Source organism: Arthrobacter sp. MYb23 (genome assembly GCF_002979775.1).
GTDB lineage: Bacteria > Actinomycetota > Actinomycetes > Actinomycetales > Micrococcaceae > Arthrobacter.
In genome coordinates this window covers 1-20,946 of sequence record NZ_PCPR01000019.1, presented here as the reverse complement: position 1 = coordinate 20,946, position 20,946 = coordinate 1, and the positions used below count along the sequence as shown (strand labels likewise).

At 60.6% G+C, this 20,946-nt stretch carries 22 protein-coding genes; 17 read left to right on the top strand and 5 right to left on the bottom strand.

Annotation, left to right across the window (positions count from 1 at the left end; translation table 11 throughout):
* Positions 1-11: 11 nt before the first annotated feature.
* Genes CQ020_RS17385 through CQ020_RS17375 form a run of 3 tightly spaced genes read left to right on the top strand, consistent with a single transcriptional unit; the run spans position 12 to position 3,120 of the window.
* On the top strand, positions 12-1,379 hold the full coding sequence (locus CQ020_RS17385; protein ID WP_181151938.1) for an extracellular solute-binding protein: 1,368 nt from the start codon (positions 12-14) through the stop codon (positions 1,377-1,379).
* Positions 1,376-2,245 carry a carbohydrate ABC transporter permease gene (locus CQ020_RS17380; RefSeq protein ID WP_105692995.1) on the top strand — a complete coding sequence of 290 codons (870 nt, stop codon included), beginning with the start codon at positions 1,376-1,378 and terminating at the stop codon, positions 2,243-2,245. The genes CQ020_RS17385 and CQ020_RS17380 overlap by 4 nt, the downstream gene beginning before the upstream one ends.
* On the top strand, positions 2,242-3,120 hold the full coding sequence (locus CQ020_RS17375) for a carbohydrate ABC transporter permease (protein ID WP_105692994.1): 879 nt from the start codon (positions 2,242-2,244) through the stop codon (positions 3,118-3,120). Before CQ020_RS17380 ends, CQ020_RS17375 begins: the two co-directional genes overlap by 4 nt.
* Positions 3,121-3,127: 7 nt before the next feature.
* Here CQ020_RS17375 and CQ020_RS17370 read toward each other — a convergent pair whose 3' ends face one another.
* Entirely contained in the window at positions 3,128-3,361 is a 234-nt protein-coding gene (locus CQ020_RS17370; protein ID WP_105692993.1) for a hypothetical protein, read from the bottom strand.
* Positions 3,362-3,447: 86 nt separating this feature from the next.
* Here CQ020_RS17370 and CQ020_RS17365 point away from each other — a divergent pair, with 86 nt between their 5' ends.
* From CQ020_RS17365 to CQ020_RS17340, 6 genes are read left to right on the top strand one after another with little or no spacing between them, the layout of a single operon-like run.
* On the top strand, positions 3,448-4,455 hold the full coding sequence (locus CQ020_RS17365) for a MoxR family ATPase (protein ID WP_105692992.1): 1,008 nt from the start codon (positions 3,448-3,450) through the stop codon (positions 4,453-4,455).
* A 12-nt stretch (positions 4,456-4,467) separates the two neighbouring features.
* Positions 4,468-5,397: a DUF58 domain-containing protein gene (locus tag CQ020_RS17360; protein WP_105692991.1), complete on the top strand. Its 930-nt coding sequence runs from the start codon at positions 4,468-4,470 to the stop codon at positions 5,395-5,397.
* A complete protein-coding gene (locus CQ020_RS17355; protein WP_105692990.1) occupies positions 5,387-5,866 on the top strand; it encodes a hypothetical protein in 480 nt (159 codons plus the stop codon). The genes CQ020_RS17360 and CQ020_RS17355 overlap by 11 nt, the downstream gene beginning before the upstream one ends.
* The gene (locus CQ020_RS17350; RefSeq protein ID WP_105692989.1) at positions 5,857-6,828 is read left to right on the top strand and encodes a VWA domain-containing protein; all 972 of its coding nucleotides are present in this window, start codon (positions 5,857-5,859) and stop codon (positions 6,826-6,828) included. Before CQ020_RS17355 ends, CQ020_RS17350 begins: the two co-directional genes overlap by 10 nt.
* The gene (locus CQ020_RS17345; RefSeq protein ID WP_105692988.1) at positions 6,810-7,826 is read left to right on the top strand and encodes a VWA domain-containing protein; all 1,017 of its coding nucleotides are present in this window, start codon (positions 6,810-6,812) and stop codon (positions 7,824-7,826) included. The genes CQ020_RS17350 and CQ020_RS17345 overlap by 19 nt, the downstream gene beginning before the upstream one ends.
* Positions 7,823-8,530, top strand: a complete 708-nt coding sequence (locus tag CQ020_RS17340) for a hypothetical protein (protein WP_105692987.1) — start codon at positions 7,823-7,825, stop codon at positions 8,528-8,530. The genes CQ020_RS17345 and CQ020_RS17340 overlap by 4 nt, the downstream gene beginning before the upstream one ends.
* Before the next feature lie 17 nt (positions 8,531-8,547).
* Here CQ020_RS17340 and CQ020_RS17335 read toward each other — a convergent pair whose 3' ends face one another.
* Together CQ020_RS17335 and CQ020_RS17330 are read right to left on the bottom strand one after the other, a co-directional pair.
* Positions 8,548-9,054: a DUF2004 domain-containing protein gene (locus tag CQ020_RS17335; protein ID WP_024816882.1), complete on the bottom strand. Its 507-nt coding sequence runs from the start codon at positions 9,052-9,054 to the stop codon at positions 8,548-8,550.
* Positions 9,055-9,104: 50 nt separating this feature from the next.
* Complete coding sequence (locus CQ020_RS17330; protein ID WP_105692986.1) at positions 9,105-10,070, bottom strand: LysR family transcriptional regulator; 966 nt, start codon at positions 10,068-10,070, stop codon at positions 9,105-9,107.
* A gap of 396 nt (positions 10,071-10,466) precedes the next feature.
* Here CQ020_RS17330 and nrdH point away from each other — a divergent pair, with 396 nt between their 5' ends.
* The 5 genes from nrdH to CQ020_RS17305 all read left to right on the top strand — a co-directional run bounded on the left by nrdH (position 10,467) and on the right by CQ020_RS17305 (position 15,957).
* Positions 10,467-10,709 carry a glutaredoxin-like protein NrdH gene (gene nrdH / locus CQ020_RS17325; protein ID WP_011775022.1) on the top strand — a complete coding sequence of 81 codons (243 nt, stop codon included), beginning with the start codon at positions 10,467-10,469 and terminating at the stop codon, positions 10,707-10,709.
* Positions 10,710-10,771: 62 nt separating this feature from the next.
* Positions 10,772-11,242, top strand: coding sequence for a class Ib ribonucleoside-diphosphate reductase assembly flavoprotein NrdI (gene nrdI / locus CQ020_RS17320; RefSeq protein ID WP_105692985.1), 471 nt, complete (start codon positions 10,772-10,774; stop codon positions 11,240-11,242).
* Between the two features lie 11 nt (positions 11,243-11,253).
* Positions 11,254-13,395, top strand: a complete 2,142-nt coding sequence (gene nrdE / locus CQ020_RS17315; RefSeq protein WP_258142061.1) for a class 1b ribonucleoside-diphosphate reductase subunit alpha — start codon at positions 11,254-11,256, stop codon at positions 13,393-13,395.
* Positions 13,396-13,517: 122 nt separating this feature from the next.
* Positions 13,518-14,492 carry a class 1b ribonucleoside-diphosphate reductase subunit beta gene (gene nrdF / locus CQ020_RS17310; RefSeq protein ID WP_062069351.1) on the top strand — a complete coding sequence of 325 codons (975 nt, stop codon included), beginning with the start codon at positions 13,518-13,520 and terminating at the stop codon, positions 14,490-14,492.
* Between the two features lie 199 nt (positions 14,493-14,691).
* Positions 14,692-15,957, top strand: a complete 1,266-nt coding sequence (locus CQ020_RS17305; protein WP_105692984.1) for a hypothetical protein — start codon at positions 14,692-14,694, stop codon at positions 15,955-15,957.
* A gap of 39 nt (positions 15,958-15,996) precedes the next feature.
* On the opposite strand, the gene CQ020_RS17300 is transcribed toward CQ020_RS17305, so the two are convergent.
* Positions 15,997-17,325: an HNH endonuclease signature motif containing protein gene (locus CQ020_RS17300; protein ID WP_105692983.1), complete on the bottom strand. Its 1,329-nt coding sequence runs from the start codon at positions 17,323-17,325 to the stop codon at positions 15,997-15,999.
* Between the two features lie 141 nt (positions 17,326-17,466).
* Here CQ020_RS17300 and CQ020_RS17295 point away from each other — a divergent pair, with 141 nt between their 5' ends.
* Complete coding sequence (locus CQ020_RS17295) at positions 17,467-18,435, top strand: dienelactone hydrolase family protein (RefSeq protein WP_105692982.1); 969 nt, start codon at positions 17,467-17,469, stop codon at positions 18,433-18,435.
* Position 18,436: 1 nt separating this feature from the next.
* On the opposite strand, the gene CQ020_RS17290 is transcribed toward CQ020_RS17295, so the two are convergent.
* Positions 18,437-19,525: a YhcG family protein gene (locus CQ020_RS17290; RefSeq protein WP_105692981.1), complete on the bottom strand. Its 1,089-nt coding sequence runs from the start codon at positions 19,523-19,525 to the stop codon at positions 18,437-18,439.
* A 60-nt stretch (positions 19,526-19,585) separates the two neighbouring features.
* Between CQ020_RS17290 and CQ020_RS17285 the strand changes: the two genes are divergently transcribed.
* Both CQ020_RS17285 and CQ020_RS17280 read left to right on the top strand, forming a co-directional pair.
* Positions 19,586-20,068 carry a DNA alkylation repair protein gene (locus tag CQ020_RS17285; RefSeq protein ID WP_105692980.1) on the top strand — a complete coding sequence of 161 codons (483 nt, stop codon included), beginning with the start codon at positions 19,586-19,588 and terminating at the stop codon, positions 20,066-20,068.
* 74 nt (positions 20,069-20,142) lie between these two features.
* Positions 20,143-20,946, top strand: an 804-nt coding sequence (locus CQ020_RS17280) for an FAD-binding oxidoreductase (protein WP_146117220.1), incomplete at its 3' end; no start/stop codon positions are given.

Sequence of the window (20,946 nt, the reverse complement as noted above, 5' to 3'; positions counted from 1 at the left end):
CAGTGATGCAAATGCCGCTGAAGTATGCGCCGGTAAAGTTTGCTGTCACTCTCGTGTCCGTCGCTGCCGTCCTTGCGGCAGCGACGTCCTGTTCGCCTACGCCTGAGGCTGCGGAGAGCAAGAGCCTGAAGATCGTTTATCAGAAGACCGATTCGTTCACGGCTTTGGATGCGGTCATGCAGGACGCCAAAAAAGAGTTCGAGGCGTCCAATACCGGCGTGACAGTGGACCTCCAACCCATCCAGGCCAACGACGACGACTACGGGACCAAACTGGCTCTGGCTCAGCGGTCAGGTGACACGGCACCGGACGTCTTCTATGAGGACACCTTCAAGGTTCGTTCCGACGTCGACGCCGGTTACCTCCTCAAATTGGACGGTTACCTGGAGAAGTGGGATGACTGGGCGGCGTTCAGCGAAGCGGCCAAGGAGGCCGGCCGCGCGGACGACGGCGGTATTTACGCAGTTCCGCTGGGCACCGATACCCGGGCCATTTGGTACAACAAGACTGTCCTGCAGAAAGCTGGGATTCAGGTACCGTGGCAGCCGAAATCCTGGGATGAGATCCTGACGGCTGCCCGCGCCATGAAGGCCGCGAGTCCTGACGTCATCCCCTTCAACATGTATGCAGGCAAGGGGACCGGCGAGGGTACTGTCATGCAGGGCTTTTATGAGTTGCTTTACGGCACTGACAGCAGCTTGTATGACGTGGACGCAAAGAAGTGGGTGGTGGGTTCCCAGGGTTTCACCGACTCTTTGACGTTTCTGAAAACCCTCTATGACGAGAAGCTCGCCGTGAGTCCTGCCGAAGCCCTGGACGCCAACGTCTGGAAAAAGGTTTTTGGCGAGTGGTTCCCGCAAGGCAAACTTGGGGCAACCGTGGAGGGTTCCTATACGCCGTCGTTCTGGCAGAAAGGCGGCGCTTACGAGTGGGCCGGCTATGAGCAGGACATGGGCGTTGCGATGTTCCCCACGCAGAAGGGACAGGATCCCGGCGGCGTGAGCATGTCCGGCGGCTGGACACTGGCTGTGGGGGCAAAGAGCAGGAACCCTGAGCTGGCCTTCAGCTTCCTCACCACGGCACTGAACAAAAAGAATGCGCTTGCCTACGACATCAACAATTCCCAGATCGCCGTGCGGACGGATGTGGCCTCCGAGCCTGAGTACTTGGCGGCCAACCCGTTCGTGAAGGACGTTTCAGACTTGGTGAAGGTGACGCATTACCGGCCCGCGACCGCCGACTACCCCAGGATTTCCACGGCTGTCCAGGTAGCCACTGAGTCCGTCATCACCGGCAAGCAGAGTCCTGAGGACGCAGCGGCTGAATACGATGCCACCGTCCGCAAGCTGGTAGGTGAGGACAAGGTCCTGGAGAAATGAGAATTCGCCGCTTCCTGCGGCTGCTCCCGGTAGTTCCGTCCGTTCTTCTGCTCCTGGTGTTCCTGATGGCTCCTGTGGCGTGGTCCTTTTACGCGTCGTTCACGGACGCTGCGTTGTCGGGGAAAGCGGCGAGGGATCCTCAGTGGGTGGGTGCGGACAATTATGTCCGGATGTTCAGCGACGATTCCTTCCCTTTGGCCGCGTGGCTCACGGTGGTGTTCGTCGCTGCGTCCGCCGTGTTGGGCCAGAATGTGTTGGGCTTGCTCATTGCCCTGCTGATGACGCGTTCGCGCCGGGCGGTGGCATCGTGGGTAGGGACCGCGGTGGTGGCGGCCTGGGTGCTGCCGGAGATTGTGGCGGCATTTGCCGCCTACGCCTACTTCAACCGGGATGGGACGCTCAACCAAGTACTGGGTGCCTTTGGTAGCGCGGGGCCGGATTGGTTGTACTCGTTTCCTTTGGTGGCAATCGTCCTGGCGAACACGTGGCGCGGAACTGCCTTCTCTATGTTGGTCTACCGGGCGGCGTTGGCTGATGTTCCCCGGGATGTCACAGAGGCGGCACTCATGGATGGAGCGCGCGGCTGGCAACGGCTCGCCTTTATCACGCTGCCGCTGATCCGGAGCAGCATAGCCACCAACCTGATGTTGATCACGCTTCAGACGTTGGCGGTGTTCACCCTGATCTGGGTGATGACCGCAGGCGGTCCCGCTAACGCCAGCACCACGTTGCCCGTGTTGGCTTACCAGGAGGCCTTCAAGTTTGGAGACATCGGCTACGGCACCGCTGTGGCCTCAGTACTGATTCTTCTGGGAATGGTGTTCGGTGCTGTGTACGTGCGGCTATTGCGGGAGCAAAAGTCATGATCGGCAGTGGACTGCGAGCGCGGTTCAGGACTGAAAGCTCGACGACGGGTGGCAGCTCCAGGTCGACGGCGAGGCTGGGTGCGGACATCGCCCTTGCGGTGATCGGGGTGTGCTTTGTTGCGCCCCTGCTGTGGTTGCTGTTGGCCTCTGTTGATCCCCAAGCCGGTTACCAGACCAAGGTTCCGGCGGCGCCGTCCACTGAGAATTTCCGTGCTGTGATGACTCCTGAGCTGTTGTTTCAGCCCTTGGCCAACAGTTTCCTGTTGTCGGCGGGCACTGCTGTGGTCAATGTCCTTGCTGCGGTGCTCGCCGCGTACCCGTTGTCCAGGTATCAGTCGCGGTTCAACAAGCCCTTCATGTACACGGTCCTTTTTGGGACGTCGTTGCCGGTGACTGCCATCATGGTGCCTGTCTACGGCTTGTTTGTTCAGCTGCAGTTTCTGGATTCCATGGCGGCGACGATTTTCTTCATGGCCACCACTACTTTGCCCATGGCGATTTGGATGACCAAGAACTTCATGGATTCGGTCCCGCTGGAGTTGGAGGAAGCGGCATGGGTGGACGGGGCCTCGACGTTGGCGACGCTCCGGAGCATCGTCTTACCCCTGATGCGGCAGGGGCTGGGAGTGGTGTTCATCTTCGTTTTCATCCAGGCATGGGGGAACTTCTTCGTCCCTTTCATCCTGTTGCTGTCCACCGGAAAGCAACCAGCCGCCGTGTCCATCTTCAGCTTCTTCGGTCAGCACGGGGCGATTGCGTACGGCCAGCTGGCCGCGTTCTCCATCCTGTATTCCGTCCCCGTCTTGGTGCTTTACGCGCTGGTATCGCGTGGCATGGGAAATTCATTCGCCCTCTCCGGTGCCATGAAGGGCTAGCTGATCGTCAGTCGATGTCCTCGATGATCTCGCCGTAGGGTACGGTCTCGTCCAGGTGGGCCTGGTGTCCGGTAGGGCCCCTGTTGAAGGTGATGCGTACGCCGTGCCGTTGGTCTGCTGCAGACTGGAGCAGGACCGGCCGTACGGCGTCGATGACGTGCTGGTCCTGGGAGGCGAGGTACTTCTGATAGGCGGCTGGTAGCTGATGCATGGCAAAAGGATAGACCTCTGAAGTCCACATGGGGAGGGGTACCCATTGCGGTGCCGCACCAAGGAAGGCTTGGATAGAGTGGCCGTTTCACATCAATGCCAGCGAGGGGACCACGAGTGCAACAGATCACAGCCATGGCGGGAATCGATGCACCGGACATGGCCCGTGCCCAGCAACTCGTCGGCAGCATCGTCCGCAGCTTCGAAAACAAAGTGGTGGGTCAGGCCAGGCTGCGTGAGACGTTGGTCATCGGTCTGCTGACCGGCGGGCATGTCCTGCTGGAAAGTGTTCCCGGCCTGGCCAAGACCACAGCGGCCCAAGCGATCGCGGAGTCGGTGAGTGCAGAGTTCCGCCGGATACAGTGCACGCCGGACCTGTTGCCCAGCGACATCGCCGGCACACAGATTTTTGACGCCGCCAAGGGGACGTTCGTCACGCAGCTGGGACCGGTTCACGCCAACATTGTGCTGTTGGATGAGATCAACCGATCCAGTGCCAAGACACAGAGTGCCATGCTCGAAGCGATGCAGGAGCGGCAGACCTCCATAGGTGGCGAGTCCTATCCTTTGCCGCAGCCCTTCCTGGTGCTTGCGACGCAAAACCCCATCGAGCAGGAAGGGACGTACCGTCTTCCCGAAGCCCAGATGGACCGGTTCATGCTTAAGGACGTCCTGGACTATCCGAGCCCTGCGGAGGAAGCGGAAGTTATCCGGCGCATTGACGCCGGCGTGTTCAGTGCAGAGCAGAAGCCTCCGGCCGCGGCGTCCCTTGACGCCGTGGTCCAAGTCCAGGAACTGGTGCGGCGGGTCTATATTGATCCGGCAATCGTTCGGTACATCGTGGGGCTCGCCTACGTGACCCGCAACGCTTCACAGTATTTGGAGCCCCGGCTGGCAAACGTTGTGGAATTCGGGGCCAGCCCGCGGGCCAGCATAGCCTTCAGCCAGGCGGCCCGCGCCATGGCTCTGCTCAAGGGACGTGACCACGTCATTCCTGAGGACGTCAAGAACCTTGCACATCGGATCCTGCGTCACCGGATCATTCTCGGCTTCGATGCCGTAGTTGAGGAAATTTCCGTGGAGACCGTGATCGATGCCGTGTTGGCATCCGTGCAGACGCCGTAGCGGGGCCGGCGCGTGCCCAGCCTCCTTAGACGCGTTAAGTCGAAGATGTTCATCTTCGCCCACCGCAGGACACTGACCCTTCTTGACGGCGAGTATGGTTCGGTATTCAAGGGCCGCAGTCTGGACTTCGACGAACTCCGGGCATACGTCCCTGGCGACGAAGTCCGTGATATCGATTGGAAAGCCACTGCACGGCACGGATCGCCCCTGATTAAGCGTTATGTGGCGGTTCGCCGACACACAGTCCTCCTCCTCATGGACACCGGCAGGAACATGGCCGCACAAGCATTGTCCGGGGAACCCAAGAAAGACATCGCCGTCCATGCGGCCGGGGTGCTGGGTTACCTGGCTTCCCGCCACGGCGACGATGTGGGTCTCCTGCACGGGAATGCCACGGCGTCCAAGTACCTCCCGCCCCGCAGTGGTGAAGAGCATCTGGAACGGCTGCTCCGCGAAGTGGATGCGAGCGCTTCTTTGGATGGTCCAGCCAGTGGGATCGCCGAACAACTGGATTACGTGTTGCGGTACCTGAAGGGGCGTTTGCTCATCGTCGCCGTAGCGGATGAATTCCTGCCGGACGCTCATACACAGAGCCTCTTGCGGAGGCTGCGCGGCCGGCACGAGGTGCTGTGGCTGACCGTCCGGGACGCCGAACTCGCTGCCGTGGCAGGGAACCGGATGCAGCAAAGCACTGATGTGGGCACCGGGCAAGGAATTCCCGCGCCCTTGACCGTGGACGCCAAGGTACGTGCCGCCTACGCAGCGGCAACGCTGGAGCGCGAAAAGCGGCGACGGGACGTGTTCCACGGTCTCGGAATTGCCGAGGAACAAACCACCGGCAGCGAAGACGTCCTGACGTCAGTCTTCGCTCTCTTGGAAAAGCACCGCTCCCGGGCCTTCTCTTCCAGAACCTCTCCCCAGGGCGGCAACCGTGCAGGATGAAACGGGCTTCTATTCGCCCCTGCAGTATCAACCGCAATGGTTATGGCTCGGAGTCTTGCTCGTGCTCCTCATAGGTTCCTGGTACGCCTGGATTCTCCTGTCGACCCGCAAGAGGGCGCCCATCAACCAGACGTCCCCGGCGCGGCACGTCACCGCGGGTCCCCATCTGGAGACGCTTCGAGTAAATTGCCTGAGGGCAATCGATGCCACAGCGGAGGACGCCGACGCCGGACGTCTTCCCGAGCGCGACGCCCACCAAAAACTCAGTTTCCTCGTGCGGGAGTTCGCCGGAGCGGCCACTGGCCTGCCCTTGACCTCCATGACCCTCGAGGACCTCCACCGTCACGACCTCAAAGAACTCGCGGCAGGAATAGCCGGCATCTACCCCAACGAATTCGCACCCCAACCGGTACATTCCGTCAGGCAATCCGCAGACGCCGCACGTCAGATGGTGCTCGCATGGAACTGACCTACTGGTGGATCCTTCCCCTGGCCGCAGCAGCGGTGACCATCACCGCCTGGCTGCACCGCCGTCGTCGTCCCCCCAAGAGCCGACCCATTGCCCACGGTGAGCGGCTCACCGACCTCCCCGAATACCAACACGCCCTACGCCGGCACCGTGCACGCTTGGCGCTCGCCGTAGTCTTGGGCGCCGTGTTCCTCGCCGCCACCGCCACCGCAGCCGCAAGACCCATCCACCGCTCAACGGAGCAACCGGAAATCAGGAACAGGGACATCGTGCTTTGCCTGGACGTGTCCGGGTCCATGACCAGCACAGATGCCGCCATCGCAGCAGTATTCGAAGACCTGGCCAAGGAATTCGACGGCGAGAGAATCGGCATGGTCATCTTCGACAGCAGCAGCGTCCAACTCTTCCCGCTCACAGACGACTACCAGTTCGCCGCCGAACAACTCACTCTGGCCAAGGAGGCCTTGGACAGCGGCACGGGGTCCTTCTTTGACGGCACGTGGAACGGGGAAGGGTCCTCGCTCATAGGCGACGGGCTGGCCAGCTGCGTACAGAGCTTCCCCGGCACCGACGCAGGGGAGCGCTCGCGATCCGTCGTCCTGGCCACGGACAACTTCCTTTCCGGGGAACCGATCTTCACCCTGGAAGAAGCCTCGGCCCTGGCCGCCGAGAAGAAGGTGAAAGTGCACGCGCTCAACCCCGGCGATATGGACTACGGCGGTCAACCCGACCAGCCCGGTGCTCAGCTGGAGGCAGCAGCCCAACGAACCGGCGGCACGTACTTCACTTTGGATAGCCCGGACGCCGTTCAAGGCATCGTCCAAAAAGTGCAGGAAACCGAAGCCACAAATTACCTCGCAGCGCCCCGGGTAGTGCTCGACGACGCCCCAGCCTGGCCACTGGGAATTGCCTTGCTCTCCGGTACGGGGATGCTGCTGCTCGGATGGCGGTTGGAACCATGACCTTCGCCCCCCTTATCCCGTGGCCCCTCTTGGCTCTCGCCTGCGTGGCCTTGCTGGGCTTCACTGCCTGGACCCTGGTGCGTCGCAGGCGAAGCCAGCCGCAACGAACCCGGAAACCCGCAGCCCTGCGCAGTGCCGCCGTCCTCCTCCTGCTCCTTGCAGCCTTACGTCCCGGTTGGGCAGGGGGCGAAGCCCAAACCGGCACCGCAGACTTGGACGTGTTCTTCGTAGTAGACACCAGCACCAGCATGGCCGCAGAAGACTACAAAGGAACCAGCACCCGGCTTTCAGGAGTCCAACAAGACGTCATGGCCATCGCCAAGGAACTCGCCGGAGCCAAGTTTTCGCTCATCAACTTCGACAACAAAGCCACCGTACGATTGCCCCTCACCCAGGACGCAACTGCCCTGCAAACTGCAATGGCCACCATGCAACCCCAAAACAGCAGGTACGCCAAGGGAAGCAGCGTGACCGGCGCAGCTCAGCTCCTGAAAGAAAGGCTCGAGACAGCCAGCCAGCAACACCCAGGACGCCCCGCGCTGGTCTTTTACGCCGGCGACGGTGAGAACACCAGCGCAGAAGCGCCATCGCCCATGGACGCGGGCAACGTGGCCGGGGGAGCGGTGCTCGGGTACGGAACCGGGCAGGGCGGCCGGATGAAGGAAACCTCCAACGCCGACGCCGGATATGTGAGGGACAAAACCTCCGACACCCCGCAGGACGCCGTCTCACGAATCGACGAAGGCCAGTTACGCGCCATCGCAGATCAACTTCACGTCCCCTACTCCCATAGAACGGGCGCCGAGCCAACCTCGGACATGTTGAGCCAAGCCCGCCCCGGAGCCATCACTGAAGTGACCCACAACGGCCCGGGCCGCCTGGAACTCTACTGGCTGCTCGCCATGGCCGCTTTCCTCCTCGCGATCCACGAACCCCTGAGGCACTTCACCGCCTTCCGAACGCTTCGGCCTGCTATGCGGAAGGAGCCCACCCCATGAACCGGAACAACGCGCGACGGCGGCGACGCCGGCTGGCACTCTGGTCAGCACCACCTGCGCTGCTGGCGCTCGCAGTTGCCGCAAAGCTCCTGAGCGTTGGCGTGCTGGGCGCCTCCGCCGGGCAGTCCTTCGACGCAGGAGAGCAGGAGGGAGTGGCCACTGCGGCGTCGTGGTTGCAGGTGGCGAACATCCTGGAGCCGCACAAGGGTCTCTTCGTCTCCGGGGATGCCCATGTCCTGGCGGGCGACTTTGCCGCTGCGCGGAAGGACTTTGAGTCGGCCTTGGAGATGGGTGCCGGCGTTGACGAGTGCAGGGTGCGCGTCAATCTTGTGTTGAGCATCGAGAAGCTGGGGGATGCGGCCGGGGATCCGGACGCAGCGGCCCTCCTGTTCACTGAAGCCAAGGCCACCGTAGAAAGTGCGCCGCCGCAATGCCATGCGGCGGGTCCTGCAAATTCAGCAGGAGAGGGTGAGAGCCTGGATGCCGCCCAGGAGCGCCTTAAAGGCAAGCTTTCCGCTGGTGAGTCGCCTGGCAAGGATCCCTCCACGTCCGGGCAGGCCACGCAGCCACCCCCGAACCAAGAGCAACTTCAGCAGCTTGAAGAGAGCGGGCGGCAGGCGCAGCTTGAGCGTTCTGAGGGGCAGGAACGGGGAGAGTACCTGCGGGGCCCGGATAAAGACCCGGGGGTCAACCGTCCATGGTGAGTCGTTTAGTGAAGCTGCTACGACTCCCACAGAATCTCGTCGTCCACCACGCCGTCCTCGTCAGCTGCAGCCACCAGCAGCTCGTCGGTGAAGTGTGAGCCGAGGGTGAAGTCCAGGACGAAGTACCGTTCCGGCTGGCCGGGGTAGATGGCCACGTGGCCGAGTTTGAGGGCCTTCAGGAAAACGTCGTTGGTGAGCTGGCCTTTGTCGCTGACACCGAAGACGGATTCGAGCTGCTCTTCCTTGAGCTGCGAGCTGTGGAAGTGCAGGAACTGTTGAGGGTTGGTGCCGTCCTGGTCCAGTTCGTCGGCGATCATTTCCCTGACCTGGTCCACGAGCTCGGGGAGGAAGCGCAACCTGTAGTCCACCTTGCGCATGGCCGCCTCATCGAAGTGGTCGTGCGCGGTGACGTTGAGGTCCAGCTCAAGCTGGTTGCCGCCAAGTTCGTGTCTCGCGACGAAGCAATGTTCACGCCCGTGGTTGAGCTCGATCTCCCCAAAATGTTTGCTCGCTACCTTGCCCATGTGATCAATCTAACCCCATCAACCGGCGGGTTCCAGCACTTCGCACCAATTCACCTCTGGGGATGGCGGCCCTTGACAGGAGCGGATTTCAGGGGGTGAAGGCCGCTCTTTCCCGACGTCTCCTTGAGGGTGTCTGCAAGCAGCTGTGTGAACAACTGCACTTGGGCTGTCCGCTTTTCGTTGATCAACAGGGCGAACACGTTCCGCGCCAGCCGGATGTCCGGAACGTCAAGGACCACGACGCCGGGTGGCCGGTTCCGCAGGGCCAGTTCCGGTACCAGAGAGGCCCCGAGCCCGGCGGCGGTCATCTCCAGGCTCGCATGGAAGTCGTCGCTGTAAGCCACCACGCGGGGGTGGAGGTTGCAGCTGGCGAAGAGGCGTTCTATCACCAAGGCATCGCTGGTGCCGGGGTGGTGAATGATCCACGGCATATCGGAGAGATGCGCGGCCTCGATCTCGGCGTCTTCCCGGATTTTCCATGAGGCAGGCAGCACCACCCTGAAGTCGTCGTCGCCAATCCACTGGCGCTCCAGCGAATGCGGCCACGCCAAGCCCGACTGACCCACCTGATAGACCAGTGCCACATCCAGTTCGCCGCCGCTGCGAAGGCCCTGAATGGTTTGGGCGGGTTCGGCTACGGACACTTTCAGCTCGATGCCCAGGCCATTCCATCGTTCATTCCGGATGATGTCCGGCAGGACGTAGGTGGCCAGGCTGGGGAAAATACCCAGCCTCAGTTCCTGGGCGGGGGAGTCGTTGGTCCTCGAGGCGGCTGCCATGAGGGCCTCGACGTCGGTCAGTACCTTGGACGCGTGCCGGGTCATGGTCACCGCGGCCTCCGTTGGCACAACACTGCGGGCCGACCGCTGGAAGAGCTCGACGCCGGTATCGCGTTCCAGCGCGGCCATCTGTTGGGAGACTGCCGAAGCTGTGTAGCCGAGTTGGGCGGCAGCGGCTGCGAAGGAACCCAGCCGCGTGACCTCCATCAAGGTGCGGAGATGGAGAAGGTTGACCATCAGGCGATTTTAGCTGTTCGCCACGCCACATTTTCAAAGTGTCACGACACGCCGTATCCCGGCGACACGCTGAAGATTAAATGTGGCTAAGTAGTCCACAGGGTGTGGATGACATCTCTCAATTTGGCGGAATCACGGACATTTTGAAGGCCCTTGCCTGTGGACGAGCAGTGGATTGAATGACATACTTGTAATACATCATCTTGGGGTTCCAGTTCGGCGCTTGCACTACATGTAGTATCGATTTACGGATTGAGCGGGAAACCAGCACAAGACAAAATCAGAGCGTGTTGGCTGTCACGGCAGCCCGCGGGCCGGTATCGGATTCAGTAATTAGTTCCGGTTGAGCCCGCCAGATACGAAGAGAATCAGACTTCAACTTAGGGGACAGGGATCATGACCGTAACGGTTTACACGAAGCCGGCCTGTGTTCAGTGCAACGCAACTTACCGGGCACTCGACAAGAAGGGCATTGCCTACCAGAGTGTCGACATCTCCCAGGATGCCGAGGCCCTCGAGCGCCTCAAGGCACTGGGTTACATGCAGGCTCCCGTCGTCGTGACCGAGCAGGACCACTGGTCTGGATTCCGCCCGGACAAGATCGAGGAACTGGCCCAGGCCGTTTCCTCCGTGGCCTAAGTTTCATTCAAACTTCGCCACCACAGCACTCTAAGAATTCCTATGTAGTAGAGGTGACTCCCATGGCACCGCTGGCAGCGGCACCCGTACGCGATGCTGCGGAAGCTGTGACCACGAGGAGTCACCTCATCTACTTTTCCTCGACCTCCGAGAACACCAAACGATTCGTCAGGAAACTGGGTACGGATGCAGCACGCATCCCGCTTTATGCCCAGGATGCCCCGCTTCGAGCCCTGGAACCCTACGTCCTTGTACTGCCCACTTACGGCGGAACAAACGGCGAAGGTTCCGTGCCGAAGCAGGTCATCAGATTCCTCAACGATCCAAGGAACAGGGAACTGATCCGCGGTGTTATTGGAGCAGGGAACACCAATTTCGCGGACAACTACTGCGCTGCAGGGGACATCATCTCCGTCAAGTGCAACGTGCCGCATCTTTACAAATTTGAACTCATGGGGACGCCGGAAGACGTTCAGCGGGTCAACGAAGGGCTGGAAAAGTTTTGGACACAACTGTCGCAGAAACAGAAGTAACCGGGGGCGCTGTGGACACGGTCAAGAAGCCGCTGCCTGAGGCTTTCAAGGGCTTGGGTTATCACGAGCTCAACGCCATGCTGAACCTGTATGGCCCCAACGGCGAGATCCAGTTCGAAGCTGACCGTGAAGCTGCGCACCAGTACTTCCTGCAGCACGTGAACAACAACACGGTGTTCTTCCACGACCTGGAAGAGAAGCTCGATTACCTGGTGAAGAACCAGTACTACGAGCGCGAAACCCTCGACCAGTACACGATGAACTTCATCCGCGACCTCTTCAACCGTGCGTACAAGAAGAAGTTCCGCTTTGAGACCTTCCTTGGCGCCTTCAAGTTCTACACGTCCTACACGCTGAAGACTTTTGACGGCAAACGTTTCCTGGAGCGCTACGAAGACCGCGTCTGCATGGTTGCACTGCACCTGGCACGCGGCGACGAAGACCTGGCGAACCGCCTCGTCGATGAAATCATCGACGGCCGCTTCCAGCCGGCTACCCCCACGTTCCTCAATGCCGGCAAGGCACAGCGTGGCGAGCTCGTCTCCTGCTTCCTGCTTCGCATCGAAGACAACATGGAGTCGATCGCCCGCGCCATCAACTCCGCGCTCCAGCTTTCCAAGCGTGGCGGCGGTGTAGCGCTTTCGCTCACCAACATCCGCGAGCACGGTGCACCGATCAAGCAGATCGAAAACCAGTCCTCCGGCGTCATCCCCGTGATGAAGCTCCTCGAAGACAGCTTCTCCTACGCCAACCAGCTCGGTGCCCGCCAGGGTGCAGGAGCGGTGTACCTGCACGCCCACCACCCGGACATCCACCGCTTCCTGGACACCAAGCGCGAGAACGCTGACGAGAAAATCCGCATCAAGACGCTCTCCTTGGGCGTTGTGGTTCCGGACATCACGTTCGAGCTCGCCAAGAAGAACGAGGACATGTACCTCTTCTCCCCGTACGACGTGGAGAAGGTCTACGGTGTTCCGTTCTCCGACATTTCGGTGACCGAGAAGTACTACGAGATGGTTGACGATTCGCGGATCAAGAAGACCAAGATCAGCGCCCGCGAGTTCTTCCAGACCCTCGCGGAGATCCAGTTCGAGTCCGGCTACCCGTACATCATGTTCGAGGACACCGTGAACCGGGCCAACCCGATTGACGGCAAGATCACCATGAGCAACCTGTGCTCGGAGATTCTGCAGGTTTCCTCGCCGTCCATCTACGCCGAGGACCTCAGCTACGAGACCGTGGGTAAGGACATTTCCTGCAACCTCGGTTCCATGAACATCGCCAAGACCATGGACTCGCCGGACTTTGGCCGCTCCATCGAGACGTCCATCCGCGCCCTGAGCGCTGTGTCCGACATGTCCTACATCAACTCGGTGCCGTCCATCGCACAGGGCAACGCCCAGAGCCACGCAATCGGCCTCGGACAGATGAACCTCCACGGCTACCTTGCCCGCGAGCACGTCCACTACGGTTCCGAAGAGGGCCTGGACTTCACCAACATCTACTTCTACACGGTGCTGTTCCACGCTCTGCGAGCTTCCAACCGCCTCGCCATCGAGACCGGCCAGACGTTCGGCGGCTTCGAGAAGTCCACCTACGCATCCGGTGAGTTCTTCGACAAGTACACCGAGCAGGAATGGGTTCCGGAAACGGACCGCGTCAGCGAACTCTTCGCCGGCCACCACATCCCCACCCAGGATGACTGGCGCGAGCTGAAGGCTTCGGTCATGGAGCACGGTATCTACAACCAGAACCTCCAGGCCGTTCCGCCTACCGGTTCCATCAGCTACATCAACAACTCCACGTCCTCCATCCACCCGGTGGCAGCCAAGATCGAAATCCGCAAGGAAGGCAAGATCGGCCGCGTTTACTACCCGGCTCCGTACCTGACCAACGACAACCTGGAGTATTACCAGGATGCCTACGAAATCGGCTACGAGAAGATCATCGACACCTACGCAGCTGCCACGCAGCACGTGGACCAGGGCCTGTCCCTGACGCTGTTCTTCAAGGACACCGCCACCACGCGCGATATCAACAAGGCGCAGATCTACGCATGGCGCAAGGGCATCAAGACCCTTTACTACATCCGTCTCCGCCAGATGGCCCTCGAAGGGACCGAAGTTGAGGGCTGTGTAAGCTGCGCGCTCTAATCAACTAAATCCGGTTGATTCCTTGCGGCGGGCTGCCGCGCTGAAAACTAAAGAGTACGACGGCGGGTCACCACCCGCCGTCGTAGGCTTACCTCAAGAACACCATCGCTTAAGGGGATGAAATGACCGAAAAGGTCAAGCTGCTGACACACGTCGAAGCCATCAACTGGAACAAGATCCAGGACGACAAAGACGTGGAAGTCTGGAACCGCCTCGTCAACAACTTCTGGCTCCCGGAGAAAGTGCCGCTGTCCAACGACGTCCAGTCGTGGCACACGCTGACGCCGGCTGAGCAGCAGCTCACCATGCGCGTTTTCACGGGCCTCACCCTGCTGGACACCATCCAGGGCACAGTAGGTGCTGTCTCGCTGATCCCGGATGCGATCACCCCGCACGAAGAAGCCGTGTACACCAACATTGCCTTCATGGAGTCGGTGCACGCCAAGTCCTACTCGTCCATCTTCTCCACCCTGTGCTCCACCAAGGAGATTGACGATGCCTTCCGTTGGTCCCTCGAGAACGAGAACCTGCAGAAGAAGGCGCAGATCGTCATGGATTACTACCAGGGCGACGATCCCCTGAAGCGCAAGGTTGCCTCCACCCTGCTGGAGAGCTTCTTGTTCTACTCGGGCTTCTACCTGCCCATGTACTGGTCCTCACGAGCGAAGCTCACGAACACGGCTGACCTCATCCGCCTCATCATCCGTGACGAGGCAGTGCACGGTTACTACATCGGCTACAAGTTCCAGAAGGGCTTGGAGAAGGTTTCCGAGGCCCGCAAGCAGGAAATCAAGGACTACACGTTTGAGCTGCTCTTCGAGCTGTACGAAAACGAAGTCCAGTACACGCACGACCTTTACGACGGAGTCGGCCTGGCCGAGGACGTCAAGAAGTTCCTGCACTACAACGCCAACAAGGCGCTCATGAACCTCGGCTACGAGGCCATGTTCCCGGCATCCGTCACCGACGTGAACCCGGCCATCCTGTCGGCCTTGTCCCCGAACGCCGACGAGAACCACGACTTCTTCTCCGGCTCGGGCTCCTCCTACGTGATTGGCAAGGCCGTCAACACCGAGGATGAGGACTGGGAGTTCTAAGTCTCTACCTCGTTGTCGGTTCTTTCAGGGCCCCTCCCGCTTCGGTGGGAGGGGCCCTGTTTTGTTTTAGCTTCTTGATCCGTTACCTATTAAGAGCTTCGTCACGTTCTCCTGAAATGAAGCACTTCCTGTATGACGACGGAATCAGACTCTGTGGCGTCGTCGATCACCATCAAACGCGAACACGTGAGCTATAAGCGTGACGGATCGTAAGGGCGTCATCATTCTGGATCAGCTAAGTCCCAAAGTCCTCGATCGCGTTTTGGAAGAGGCAGAGGCATACCGAGGCCGCCTACTCAAGAGGACATTGGCGCATCTGCTCGTCAGCATTGTGGTCGGGCTCTTTGTTTGGATAGCGTCACTGAACCTGGACCTGTCCGACACCCCGATCTTAAGGCGGATCCCTGGAGCTTCGGTGTTGTCGGGCTTCGGACTGCTGGCCACTCTAGTAGTGGCCGTCCAGATTCAGGCACGATCCTTGAAGATCACTGACAAAAGGAAACACCCTGGCCCGGTGGAATTCCTTGATATGGCGTGCCGGGTTATTTCCCTGGCAGCTACAGGCCTGATGATTTTGTCATTCGGGCAGTCTTTTGATTTCAGTTCATGGCCAAACCCTCCGCGTTTCGATGCTCTCCGCGGCCTCGGGTCGTTGGCACTCGGCGGGCTTCTTTCGCTGTTTGCCAGCGATGCTGCAGAGCATTCTCAGTTGGTTGACACCCAAGCAGATGCTTACCTAAGGAAACTTGTTCGCGAAAAGAAATCGGTACTCAAAGCCTTACCCCGGAGAAGGTTCGGCGCCCCCCGCCGACCCACTTGCCACATTGTCTTAATGTTTGCCATTTATCCGGTGTCCAGTGGCATTGTGGCAGCGTCGCTGGCGGGTGGGAAGGCGTTCATTCCAACTGTGCTCATCACTGCCGGCCTGGCATATCTAGCTGTCGACCGGCTAAGCAAAATCTGTGTCCTTTGGTATAACAAGCAGTGGTGGTCAGTGACGGGAAGTGTGGCCATGGGCGTACTCCTGTGGGTGATTTTTACGAGTCCGTTTGTGGTGGCTGCACTGGAAGTGGCCGCGGGAGGTCGCTGGGGTGTAAAGGCCGTTGACATCCTCGGTGGCTTGTTCCAATTTCTGGCTTTCTATATGGTGCTAACGGCTTTCCCCTTTTACGCTGGCGCATGGATGTGTTGTTCGTCTGGCCGAGGCCGGGGTCTGGTCCTTGAAGTCGCGGTGCGGAAAACTCTGAGACAACTTCTGGCGCTTAGAAGGCGAACTCCCCTTCATATGGGTGCTGCTTCAAGGGCGCGTCCGATTGGTGGACCCTTCATGAGGATCCTTTCGGGCATGAGGAGACGAGCGCCTATGGTCGCGCTGGCTGCAATCGGAGTTGTCTTCGTCTTAGGGGTGAGCTGGCTTGTAGTTTTTGGCCCCGGCGCCGTCTCGAAACTGTTTCCGGGGCAATGAGTGGCACTGTTCCCCCAGCGTCAGTCGAACTTGCATCATTCAGGAGCTATCAGCGGCCATAGGCTGATGCCCCGGCAGATGTGGGGCCTTTGATTGGTAGGTGTGCCCGGTGGGGGTGGTGACTTTCAGGGTGTCCACGTCGGCCTGTACTGCCCGAGTGTTCCAGCCGGGGTTTTCCTTGGTGTGGTTGCACGCCTCGCACAGCCCCGCCCCGTTGGCCAGGGTGGTCCTGCCTCCGGAATGCCATGGAAGCACATGGTCGATATGTCGGATGGGCGCATCACAATAAGGCGTCCGGCATGTATCGTCACGGGTCTCGATGAAGCGCCGCAGCCTTGCCGGAAAGAGCCGGGCCTTGGAATCACTGGTCAGAAGCTCGCCCGAGGACGGTGCTGTGTAAAGCCGGCGAAGCCAGACATCGAACTCTGTGTCCGGCGGCGGCTGTGCTGACTCCTCCGCACTGACAACAGTTCTTCCCCACTCTGCCGGGACAATTCCGTAACCCTTGAGCCGGGCCGGTTCGCTGTCGCCTTGGAAGAGAGTGCGTTCGGTCATGACGAGGTCCAGGTTGATCCCCGAAAACCCGCCCGGAGTCCCGGTGACGCGTTCAACCAGCGTGTCAGCCATGACCTGGCCGCGGGTCGGGACGACTCCGCCAGAGTCTGCACTGCCTATGGAGCGGGCCGAGTCAGCGGCCCGGGTCAACGCGGCATAAACAGCCACGCCCTGAGCCACCGGCAGCAGCGCGGTCAGGTACGTCATGGTGTCCGGCGCCGGCCGCAGGCTCACGGTCCGTTCCGCGGCAGCACGGCTGGCACGACCCGCCACCGAGCGCGGATCACGACGATACGCAGCAGCCTTCACCGCCGCAACAATCGCCCTATCGCCCTTCCCCTCAAAGGTCCCGGCATCCGGGGCGAGTTCCTCATCCACCGCAGCCCGATCCTCAGCACTCAAGCAAGCTGTCTCTCTCACGAGGAGAGTGGCCCGCCACTCATTGAGCTGCCCCGAGTTCAACGCAGCCAACGTGTGTGGCATCTCCGTAACAAGAGCTTTGGCAAACCCCAGCAAACGAGACCCACGGTTCGGGGACTCCCGCCTCGCCAACGCCACCTGAGCGCCCACCCCCTGGCCGCGCTCGGACGCAGGAACACCGGCCTCGGCCTGCTCAGCACGCTGGGCAAGATCAAAAGCCACAGCAACCCGCGCCTGCAAAGCCGTGATAGCGGACTTCATCTCCTCCAACACCCGCAACTGCTCGATCAAATCACCACTAACGGTGCCCGGCAGTGCAATTCCTCGGGAGATGGCAGGAAGATGCGCAGCGGACACCGCTGACTTCGCTTGCCTTTCCCGAATCTGCTTCATGTAATAACTCTGGCAGGGGGCACTGACATTATTAGAGACTTCACTCCCGGGGAGGTGCCGGCAGTTCTCGGACTGAACCATCCCGCCCTTGTCCGCGTCTTCACATCAAGGGAAGATCATCACATCGTCGGGAGGATCGCCATGGCGCAGCTTGAGAAGTTCGAAAAGTACTTGATCGAAGAGTTCTACGATGACTACCGATCGGGGGATATGACGCACAAGACATTCACCAGGCGGGTGGCATTCATCATGGGGAGCATGACCGCTGCTGCGGCGGCTATGACCTTGGTGGGCTGCACGCCGGAAGAGGTTCCCCGGACCACGGACCCGATGCCCACGCCCATGTCATCCGCGGCGTCATCTGGGAACGCCACAACTGCAGTTCCCAATGCGAAGAGCCCGTTGTCTGTTCCCGAGGGTGCTGCCGGACTGGCAACGACGACAGTGACCTTCGCCTCCGGTGGGACTGAGATCAGCGGCTATCTGGCAAGACCAGACGGCGGACAGAAAGGCCCGGGCGTTTTGATCTGCCACGAGAACAGAGGCCTCACCCCGCACATCCAGGACGTTGCCCGACGTTTCGCCAAGGAAGGCTACGCGGCGTTGGCACTGGACCTCCTCAGCAGGGAGGGTGGCACGGCGAACATGGACCCGGATGCCGTCCCGGGTGCACTCACACAGGCCGGCGCGCAACGGCATGTAGACGACTTCACAGCAGCTTTCGGGTACCTCAACGGCCAGGACTTCGTAGACGAGGGCCGCATCGCCATGGTGGGCTTCTGCTTCGGCGGTGGCATCACCTGGCATGCATCCACTGAAATCCCCGCCCTCAAAGCGACGTCGGCCTTCTACGGTCCCGCGCCGGATCTGGCGAAAGTCCCCACCATCAGGCCGGCTGTGTTCGGTGTCTATGCCGAGAACGACGCACGCATCACCGGCGCGATGCCCCAACTCCAGCAGGCCTTGGACGGGACAACGGTCAAACATGAGCTCAAGGTCTACCCGGGCGTTGACCACGCGTTCCATAACGACACCGGTGAACGCTACGTCGAGGCTCAGGCCACGGCAGCATGGAATGACACCTTGGCGTGGTTCAAGGACAACGTCTGACTTACCCTCGCAACCGCGCGGCTTCGGCTGCCAACTCCGCTTCCAAGGTCTCGATACTCGGCAGGCTCGCCACCAGCTCATCGGGCAAGGAATCCGCCAGGGAGGTTTTCCACTCTGCGATGCCCACGGGGGCATTGAATCCACGCAGGGCATATTCGGCCACCACGCTGTTCTTCTCTTTGCACAGCAGCAAACCGATGGTTGGCTTGTCCTCCGGATGCGCCATGAGGTCATCCACGGCCGCCATGTACATACCCAGCTGACCAAGGAATCCAGGTTCGAACTTCACGGCCTTGAGTTCGATCACCATGTAGCAGCGCAGTTTCAGGTGGTAGAACAGCAGGTCAGCGAAGAACTCGTCGCCGGCAATCTCCAACCGGACCTGCTCGCCAACGAAAGCGAAACCCTGACCCAGCTCCAGCAGGAACTTCTCCACATGTTTCACCAATTGCAGCTCCAGGTCCCGTTCGGTGTGGCGCTCAGACATGGCCAGGAAATCAAAGACGTAGGGATCTTTAGTGGCCTGCTGAGCCATGTCCGAATCGGCCGGCACCATGGTGGACTTGAAGTTGGTGATGGCCTGCCCTGACCGCTCGTGCAAACGCGTTGAGATTTGGTGTGTGAGCACGTTGCGTGACCATCCGTGCTGGGCAGCCGCCGCCGCATACCAAAGCCTCGTGGCGGCGTCGTCGAGCTTTTCCAAGAGTGCAATCTGGTGGTACCAGGGCAATGTTGCAAGCGGCGCTTGCAACATTGGAAAGTCCGGCCACGCCTGCGCAAAGCTCTTCATATACCGCAGGTTCCTGGGGGAGAAGCCCTTCGCTTCGGGGAAACGGGTCCGGATGTCGGCAGACAACCGTGTGACCACTTTGGCGCCCCAGCCTTGTTCGGATTCGCGCTCGGCGAGCTGCCGGCCGATGCTCCAGTACGAATTCAAGAGCTCGGCGTTGGCGGCTGCCTGTGCCCGTGTCCTGCCACCACGGATTTCCTGCGCAACAGTGTGGAGCAGGGCGGGATACCAGTCGGGCATGGATGAAGCAGCCGGGACCCCCGGAAACGAGGCTTCGGTCGCGAGCTCTTGGGACGGCATGTGTCTCCTGTCGGTTGCTGTTGGCAACACGCTATGGGGAGGCACTGACAAAATAGTGGGGTGAGTGATGCCGGTGAATTCGTGGACTACACGCTGCAGATGGAGTCCACGTGGGAGAGAGCTGAAGAGCTCAGTGAACGTCTGGGCGAAGCCTTGAAGGTGTATGGCGCGTCCGTCGGCGCCGTACGCGGAACAATAAGGGACGCGCTGAAGCGGTACAAGCACCTCAGCCATGACGACATCACCGCCCTGAGTTCTGAACTGTGGGAAGAACCGGTCTTCGAACGCCGCCTCGCCGCAGTGGTTCTGCTGCAGACCAAGGTAGGTCTGCTCATTAACACGGACCTGACCCGCATCGAGGGGTTCATCAGGAGCGCCGGCACAAGGGAACTGGTGGATCCACTGGCCACGGATGTAGTGAGGCCCCTGCTGGCCCGGCTTGACGGTTTGGCGAGGGAGAGGGCCGATCGAGTGTTGGACCGTTGGGCAACCGACCCGGACGCGGAATTGCGCCGCGCTGCCACCCTCGCCGTGGCACCATAACCCTTGATAAGCGCCAGCGGGGCGCCTAGCGTTTCCCTCAACACATGCCAGTGAAGTTGGAGGCGGGTTGTTTGATGAAATCGCTGTGGTTGGACCGCGAATCCCAGTTCACCTCTGATGCGGTTCCTGAAGAAAAGCACTTTGACACCATTGTGGTTGGAGCGGGCCTGACAGGGATGGTGACGGCGCTGCTGTTGTCGCGGTCCGGCCAACGTGTGGTGGTTTTCGAAGCCCGCACGTTAGGGGCTGTGAGCACCGGTAACACCACAGGCAAGCTCAGCCTCCTCCAGGGCGGTGTGCTCTCCGCGCTGCGCAGCCAGTACTCCTTGAAGGTGGTCAAGGCGTACGTTGAGGCGAACAAGAGCGGGCAAGCGTGGCTCACACAGTATCTGGAGCAGCAAGGCGTTCCGTTCCAGCGCAGGACCGCGGTCACCTTCGCAACCACCGACGACGGCGGGCAGCGGCTCCGCAAGGAAGCTGCGGTTTCGCGGGACGCCGGTCTTGACGTCCATTTCAGCCGTGACGCGGGGTTGCCGTTCCCTGTAGTGGAGGCTTTGGAATTGGAGGGCCAGGCTCAGATCCATCCGATGGAAGTGCTGGACACTCTCGCCGGGGACATCAGGGAGCACGGCGGGATGATTGTTGAGGGTGTTCAAGTGCAGAATGTGGGCTCGGAACACCCCATGGAAGTGTCCACGAGCAAAGGGGCTTTCGCTGCGGATACCGTGGTGCTGGCCACCGGATCACCTATTTTGGACCGCGGGTTGTACTTCACCAAGCTCGAACCGAACCGCTCTTATGCAGCAGCACTTCGCCCGCCAGCCGGTTCGGACATCCCGCCAAACATGTACCTCTCCATCGATTCCCCCACCCGCTCC

Coding starts and splice junctions, on each gene's coding strand:
- CQ020_RS17385 (WP_181151938.1), top strand. CDS start 12: ATGCCGCTGAAGTATGCGCCGGTAAAGTTTGCTGTCACTCTCGTGTCC.
- CQ020_RS17380 (WP_105692995.1), top strand. CDS start 1,376: ATGAGAATTCGCCGCTTCCTGCGGCTGCTCCCGGTAGTTCCGTCCGTT.
- CQ020_RS17375 (WP_105692994.1), top strand. CDS start 2,242: ATGATCGGCAGTGGACTGCGAGCGCGGTTCAGGACTGAAAGCTCGACG.
- CQ020_RS17370 (WP_105692993.1), bottom strand. CDS start 3,361: ATGTGGACTTCAGAGGTCTATCCTTTTGCCATGCATCAGCTACCAGCC.
- CQ020_RS17350 (WP_105692989.1), top strand. CDS start 5,857: ATGGAACTGACCTACTGGTGGATCCTTCCCCTGGCCGCAGCAGCGGTG.
- CQ020_RS17345 (WP_105692988.1), top strand. CDS start 6,810: ATGGCGGTTGGAACCATGACCTTCGCCCCCCTTATCCCGTGGCCCCTC.
- CQ020_RS17340 (WP_105692987.1), top strand. CDS start 7,823: ATGAACCGGAACAACGCGCGACGGCGGCGACGCCGGCTGGCACTCTGG.
- CQ020_RS17335 (WP_024816882.1), bottom strand. CDS start 9,054: ATGGGCAAGGTAGCGAGCAAACATTTTGGGGAGATCGAGCTCAACCAC.
- CQ020_RS17330 (WP_105692986.1), bottom strand. CDS start 10,070: ATGGTCAACCTTCTCCATCTCCGCACCTTGATGGAGGTCACGCGGCTG.
- nrdH (WP_011775022.1), top strand. CDS start 10,467: ATGACCGTAACGGTTTACACGAAGCCGGCCTGTGTTCAGTGCAACGCA.
- nrdI (WP_105692985.1), top strand. CDS start 10,772: ATGGCACCGCTGGCAGCGGCACCCGTACGCGATGCTGCGGAAGCTGTG.
- nrdF (WP_062069351.1), top strand. CDS start 13,518: ATGACCGAAAAGGTCAAGCTGCTGACACACGTCGAAGCCATCAACTGG.
- CQ020_RS17300 (WP_105692983.1), bottom strand. CDS start 17,325: ATGAAGCAGATTCGGGAAAGGCAAGCGAAGTCAGCGGTGTCCGCTGCG.
- CQ020_RS17295 (WP_105692982.1), top strand. CDS start 17,467: ATGGCGCAGCTTGAGAAGTTCGAAAAGTACTTGATCGAAGAGTTCTAC.
- CQ020_RS17290 (WP_105692981.1), bottom strand. CDS start 19,525: ATGCCGTCCCAAGAGCTCGCGACCGAAGCCTCGTTTCCGGGGGTCCCG.